Source organism: Klebsiella spallanzanii (genome assembly GCF_902158555.1).
Taxonomy (GTDB): Bacteria; Pseudomonadota; Gammaproteobacteria; order Enterobacterales; family Enterobacteriaceae; genus Klebsiella; species Klebsiella spallanzanii.
The window spans coordinates 43537-49536 of the sequence record NZ_CABGGS010000010.1 but is presented as its reverse complement, the minus strand read 5'-3'; the positions used below and the strand labels follow the sequence as shown (position 1 = coordinate 49536).

Sequence of the window (6000 nt, the reverse complement as noted above, 5' to 3'; positions counted from 1 at the left end):
GCGGCGGCAGGTGCCGCCTTCGGTACCGGGACCGGTTCGGGGAAGAAGCGGTTGACGGCGGCGGACATGCCGCGGATGGCGAAAATCAGCAGGAACAGAAACGCCAGCACGAATCCCATGCCGAGGAACATCAGGGTGAAACCTTCACCTAATAGCAGAGCTGCATCAGTCATAAAATAGCCTTCAGGCAGGAGGCACGATAATGGTGTTATTTATGACGATGAAATAATAAGAGTGGATTTCCCTGAGCCGCCCCCGGCCAGAACCCTTGGTTATTATTATCGTCATAACGTATTACCACCATTATCGTGCAATTTACGTAATCAGGTTTATTTGATGAAACTTACGTTCTGGCATATTTCATCAGCGACGATCTCTTTACGCTGGTTAAAAATAATTTTGTTCTGTTCAAACAGATTATTCCCATGGGTATCAATAGAAACAATCAGCGGGCCAAATTCTTTTACCCGACTGACCCACAGCGTTTCCGGCATCCCCAGATCGCGCCACTGGGCATCTTCAATTTCTTCCACGCACACGGCGGCTACAACCGCACAACCGGCCGGGAATACGCAGTGCAGCGCTTTGTGTTCAGCACAGCCCTCTTCCGTGCCTTTGCCCATTCCGCCTTTACCCACAATTAATTTCACGCCAGTCTGCGCAATAAATTCTTTTTCGAATTTCTCCATCCGCATGCTGGTGGTTGGTCCAACGGAGACCATTTCAAACTTATCGTCTTCGCCTTTAATTGGGCGGACAATTGGGCCAGCGTGTAAAATAGCGCCGCCGCGAACATCTACCGGAAGCTCGCGACCACCTTCAATTAAACGGCGATGGGCTACGTCACGGCAGGTAACAATATGACCGTTGAGATAAATAATATCGCCAGCCTTAATATCTGCTAAATCTTCATCTTTAATTGGCGTAGTCAGGATTTTTTTAGTCATCAGAAATTCACTCCGCTGTGAGACGTAATGGTGTAATTCAAATCTTTATCGAAAACGATGTGCCCTTTACGGTGCGACCAGCAGCCGACGTTTACCGCCACGCCGATGGTGGAAGGATGACGTGCGGTGTTTTCAATATTCACGCCCATAACGGAGGTATTACCGGACATCCCCTGCGGCCCCAGGCCAATTTTGTTAATGCCGTCTTCCAGCATTTTTTCCAGCGAGGCTGCACGCTCATTCTCGTTATGCGAACCGATCGGACGCATCAGCGCTTTTTTCGATAGCAGTGCCGCTGTTTCAACAGAGGTCGCTACGCCCACGCCAACCAGCAGCGGCGGACAAGCGTTGAGGCCGTAGCTGGTCATCACATCCAGTACAAAGCGGGTCACACCTTCATAGCCTGCACCCGGCATCAGCACCATCGCTTTCCCCGGCAGAGAACAACCGCCGCCCGCCATATAGGTATAAATGCTGCACTGATCGGAATTGGGAACGATCTCCCAGAAGACCGTCGGCGTACCTTTACCAACGTTTTTACCGGTGTTGTATTCATCAAAAGTTTCTACGCTGTTGTGGCGCAGCGGAGAATCTACAGTTGCTTTGATCACCGCCTCACGCAACAACGCTTCCAGCTCGCCAATCAGCGGAAAGTTTGTCCCGCACTCCACCAGAAACTGAATGACACCGGTGTCCTGGCAGGAAGGTCGATCCAGCTCTTTCGCCAGACGCTGGTTCTCAATCATGGTAGTAAAGATGACGTCGGCCAGTTTACTGGTCTCTTTCTTATGCAAATCTTCCAGTTTTGCAGTGACATCATCAGGCAAAACTTTGCCGGTATATCCCACAAACTTGGCCATAACGTCGGTCATATGGGATATCTGTTCACTTTTGCTCATAAATGCTCCTTAGTCAGAACAGCTTCCGTTAATTACGGATGAAAAGGGAAAAGGATTGGCAGCAGAATCAGGCTGACAATGGTTGAAACGATAATTAGGGGAATGCCGGACTTGGCGTAGTCAACAAACTTATAGCCGCCTGCCGACAACACCATCATGTTGGCTGGCATGCCGATTGGTGTAGCATAGGCGCAAGAGCTACCGATAACCGTCGCCATCAATACCGCGCGAGGGTCGGCTCCCATGCCGGCAGCAATTGATAAGCTCACCGGCACCAGCAGCGCGACGGTAGCGGTGTTGGACATAAAGTTGGTCATGATGACGGACAGCGCAAAAACAACCACCAGCAGCATGAACGGCGAAGAGTTTTGGCCCAACATGCCAATCACGTGATCCGCAACCAGTTTTCCTGCTCCGGTCATCTCAAGAGCTTTCGCCAGCGCCAGAGTGCCACCGAAGATAAAAATAGTTTGTGAATCAATGGCTTTATAAGCCTGTTTTTCAGTGAGCACGCCGGTTACGACCAGCACCAGCGCGCCGATACAGCCAGCTACTGCAAGGCTAATACCGGTCTGCTTTTCGAAAATCATGCCAAGGATCGTGGCGATCAGGACAACCAGCGACAGGATCTGCTTCCAGCGTGGAACATTGCTGTAATCCCGCTGCTCGCCAACGCTGCCAACTTCACCGCTGTTCGGATTATTGGGAAGAAATTTATAGCCAATAGTCAGGAAGTAAATAATGCCGCAGACCAGCATCGGCAGGCCCACTTTAGCGTATTCAAAGAAACCAAAGCCGCTGCCGATATTCTGCAATGCCGATTGCGCAATCAGGTTGCCCGGCGCGCCAATCAGGGACAAGTTGCCGCCAAGCGCAGCGGCGAAAACCAGCGGCATCAGCAGGCGGGAACGGGCAAAACCAGATTTCGCCGCGACGCCGATAACAACGGGAATCAGCACCGCTGCGGTACCGGTATTGGAGAGAAAACCGGACATCACGCCGACCACCACCATGATGGTGAAAATCAGCTGTTTTTCAGTCTTTGCGAAGAGCGTAATCACGCCGCCCACTTTATTCGCCATTCCGGTTTCAAATAGCGCACCGCCGACGATAAACATCGCAACAAAGAGGATGACGTTGGTGTCGATAAAGCCAGCGAACGCCTGCTTCAGGTCCAGCACGCCGGTGAGGACTAACGCCACGCAAACCACCATGGAAGTGACCGCGAGCGGTATTTTCTCCCACACGAACATTGCTATAGCGAACACCAGTAAACATAGGGTGATGGTAATGGGTTCCATATTTATAATTATCCTATCAACGATATATGATATTGTATCCAATATTGACGTAATGGAAATTATTCCCATACAAAGAGTAAGTCAATGCGTTTTTCAGGAAAGCGTCAGGATTGAGATCTTTATCAAAATCTCAAAAAAGCAGTTACTTAGCGTTATTAATAAACAAAAAGAATAGATAGAGCGCCTGTCACGAGCGTACAGGCGTTTAAATTATGCGGAAGGCTCGGCGATATAGCGCGTCAACATGTTTTCCATTGAACGGATGATATGCTCCCGCATTCGCTGACGCGCCAGCTCTTCGTTGTGCTGCTCCAGAGCCTGCAAGATGCCCTTGTGCTCACGTATTGAAATGGTGGCGTACTCCTCCTCGGTGACCTTATGGCCCATCGAGAGTCCGTTCCACATGTTGCTCAGCAACAGCTTCATTTTCCCATTGCCCGCCGCGTTCCATATTTCCATATGAAAAGCCTGGTTCATGTCGGAATATTCAGCGGAGTTATTTTCCGCCAGCGCCTTTTCCGCTGAGTAATGCACTTCGGCAATGCGCGAAATATCGGTTCCGGGGCGAGAAGCTTTGGCAACCGCTTCACTCTCCAGCAGGGCGCGAATCTCATAATGCTCGCGAATCGTCTGCTCGTTAATCCCCAGAACAACCGCTCCTTTGTTGGGACGTACTTTGATAAGCCCATCAGCCGCCAGAATCTGAAATGCTTCACGCACGGGCATGCTGGACACGCCGACCATACTGGCGATCCCTTCAAGGGTAATTTCTTGCCCTTCAACCAAATCTCGCGACAGTATGGCTTTACGCAATACCGCGGCGACCTGCTCTTTCGCTGAAAGAAGCTTAATTTTCCCTAATCGAGGCTTCTGCACTTTCCCAATCCTTCATGTGTTGACGCATTATTTCCGCCAGAGAGAGGAAATAACGCTGTGTTTCCTGCGCAATCTCACCGCGATCGCCTTGTGTAATCGCATTCATAAGGCGGCTCAGAACCGGTGCCGACTCCTGATTATCCTCTTTCAGATACAGAATGACATAGGAGATATAACCATCCAGAAATTGTTGATAAATCTTTTCCAGATAGCGGTTATCAATATAAGAAATCAGCGCCTGATGGAACGCCAGTTCACGCACTTTATCACCAGGATGAGCAAGTTCTTGCGCACGCGGTCGTAGCAACTCTCCGACCGTTGCGGGCACCAGTGAAAAAAGCTCCGTCGCCATCACCGCTATCGTTCGAAAAATATGACTAACGTGGTCAGGTTCTAGCCGTGATACCTGCATATGACGGTTCGGCAAACGCACCAGAAACCCTTCCTGCTCAAGGGCCTGTAGCGCTTCACGAACCGGCATACGAGAAAGCCCCAATTGTTCCGCAATACTCTCCTGCGCGAGTTCCTCCCCCGGTTTCATACTGCCGGAAAGAATCTCGTAGCGGATCATCTGAGTAATGTGGTCCCGGGTCTGCTTTCTTTCGATTTTTTTCACAACGTCCTCGTTTGTTACCGGTCAAGACGCGGGGAGTTTAGCAGATTTACCAGCAGGTTGAGCCATTCGGGGGCAGGTGAAGTGCATAAAAAAGCCGGAGCACAGGCCCCGGCTTCTCTTTTGACGAAAGGTTATTTGTTCACAAAATCTTCGCCAAGGGCGATATCTTTCTGCAGGGTGTCCAGCATACCTTCCAACGCATGTTGCTCAAAAACACTAAGTTTGCCGATAGCGCGTCGCTCTTCTACGCCATTTTTACCCAGCAGTAACGGTTGCGAGAAGAAGCGGGCATATTGACCGTCACCCTCAACGTAGGCGCATTCCACAACCCCTTTTTCGCCCTGCATGGCGCGAACCAAAGAGAGACCGAATCGTGCCGCAGCCTGGCCCATTGACAGCGTCGCTGAACCGCCACCTGCTTTTGCCTCAACAACTTCAGTCCCGGCATTCTGAATGCGTTTAGTTAAATCAGCCACTTCCTGTTCGCTAAAACTCACGCCAGGAATTTGAGACAATAAAGGCAGGATCGTCACGCCGGAGTGGCCGCCAATCACCGGGACTTCAACCTCGGATGAGGATTTATCTTTCAGTTCGGCCACAAAAGTATTCGAACGAATAATATCCAGCGTAGTCACGCCAAACAGCTTGTTCTTATCGTACACGCCGGCTTTTTTCAGCACTTCTGCCGCTATCGCCACCGTAGTATTCACCGGGTTGGTAATAATCCCGATGCAGGCTTGCGGGCAGGTTTTGGCAATCTGCTGTACCAGGTTTTTCACAATACCGGCGTTCACGTTGAATAAATCGGAGCGATCCATGCCGGGCTTACGCGCCACGCCCGCGGATATCAGCACTACATCAGCACCTTCCAGTGCAGGGGTGGCGTCTTCGCCGGAAAAACCTTTGATTTTTACATCGGTAGGGATATGGCTAAGATCAACCGCCACGCCCGGAGTTACCGGAGCAATGTCATACAACGAGAGTTCTGAACCTGAAGGCAGTTGGGTCTTAAGTAGTAGGGCAAGCGCCTGGCCAATTCCACCAGCGGCGCCGAGGACTGCAACTTTCATCCTAAACTCCTTATTATGGTTAAAATAGTCTTTCGTTACTCCGTCGCCTGGACCTTAATTCACAAGATGAACAATTACAATAATTATGGCTGAAGAATGCGTGGTCGTGCGCAGCGATGCAGCAGCTTCGCATTTTCCTCCCTGAGACTGACCATCCAGCAAAGCGTAGTACCGGATCGACTGTTGGTTACAATACACCCAGCGCATTGAGCAGAACAACATCATTTAATAACATTTCATTTACTTTTGTAGCAATTTGCGGGCCGTGACGAAAGCATGTTCCTTATCAGG

Annotated in this window: 7 protein-coding genes; all 7 read right to left on the bottom strand. The window is 50.4% G+C overall.

Features of this window, described 5'->3' with window-relative positions:
* Positions 1 to 173 (bottom strand): oxaloacetate decarboxylase subunit gamma (locus FN082_RS10955; RefSeq protein ID WP_142981557.1); only part of this gene is annotated, 173 nt, incomplete at its 3' end.
* 156 nt (positions 174 to 329) lie between these two features.
* Positions 330 to 947, bottom strand: coding sequence for a L(+)-tartrate dehydratase subunit beta (gene ttdB, locus FN082_RS10950; RefSeq protein WP_142981556.1), 618 nt, complete (start codon positions 945 to 947; stop codon positions 330 to 332).
* Positions 947 to 1846, bottom strand: a complete 900-nt coding sequence (gene ttdA, locus FN082_RS10945) for a L(+)-tartrate dehydratase subunit alpha (protein WP_000045349.1) — start codon at positions 1844 to 1846, stop codon at positions 947 to 949. The genes ttdB and ttdA overlap by 1 nt, the downstream gene beginning before the upstream one ends.
* A 32-nt stretch (positions 1847 to 1878) precedes the next feature.
* Entirely contained in the window at positions 1879 to 3147 is a 1269-nt protein-coding gene (locus FN082_RS10940) for an SLC13 family permease (RefSeq protein ID WP_139540722.1), read from the bottom strand.
* Positions 3148 to 3357: 210 nt separating this feature from the next.
* Positions 3358 to 4023: a GntR family transcriptional regulator gene (locus FN082_RS10935; protein WP_139540723.1), complete on the bottom strand. Its 666-nt coding sequence runs from the start codon at positions 4021 to 4023 to the stop codon at positions 3358 to 3360.
* On the bottom strand, positions 3995 to 4639 hold the full coding sequence (locus FN082_RS10930) for a GntR family transcriptional regulator (RefSeq protein ID WP_139540724.1): 645 nt from the start codon (positions 4637 to 4639) through the stop codon (positions 3995 to 3997). The genes FN082_RS10935 and FN082_RS10930 overlap by 29 nt, the downstream gene beginning before the upstream one ends.
* Before the next feature lie 131 nt (positions 4640 to 4770).
* Positions 4771 to 5709: a malate dehydrogenase gene (gene mdh, locus FN082_RS10925; protein WP_142463220.1), complete on the bottom strand. Its 939-nt coding sequence runs from the start codon at positions 5707 to 5709 to the stop codon at positions 4771 to 4773.
* Between the last annotated feature and the right edge of the window lie 291 nt (positions 5710 to 6000).